Origin of the sequence: Colwellia sp. BRX8-9 (assembly GCF_014077245.1) — a bacterium.
Taxonomy (GTDB): Bacteria; Pseudomonadota; Gammaproteobacteria; order Enterobacterales; family Alteromonadaceae; genus Colwellia_A.
In genome coordinates, this window is the sequence record NZ_JACGVN010000065.1 from 1 (window position 1) to 372 (window position 372).

The following is a 372-nucleotide window of genomic DNA, read 5'->3' on the forward strand; positions in this document are numbered from 1 at the left end:
CTAAGTAACTTATCTTCAATCCAGCCTCTGCGGTGCTCAAAACTCTTACCTGTGAGTTTATCTTCACCGCAAAGAAAAGCTCGGCGAACACAGCGAGAAATGCAGTGGTAATATGGGGTATCAACTAAACTAATCAGTTTTTTTCTGGCAGTAGTCATAAAGAAAATCCTTTTACTTTGACTCTTTTAGTAAGCCTAGTAGAGGGAATGCTATCTTTCAAATTAACTATGGGTGTCCTGGTTAATCCTATCTTCTTGATTGGCTTTTCTCGCAATACGCTCATTAAGAACACGCATAAACCAACTTATATCCATTAATCGACTGCGATAGCAGGCTACCGTATTTTTTAATGTTGGAAGTAAGTATTCGGCA

At 38.7% G+C, this 372-nt stretch carries 2 pseudogenes; both read right to left on the bottom strand.

Annotation, left to right across the window (positions count from 1 at the left end):
- Window positions 1-158, bottom strand: a pseudogene (locus H4J70_RS20290) (transposase); the annotation flags it as partial.
- Between the two features lie 90 nt (window positions 159-248).
- Window positions 249-372, bottom strand: a pseudogene (locus tag H4J70_RS20820) (transposase); the annotation flags it as partial.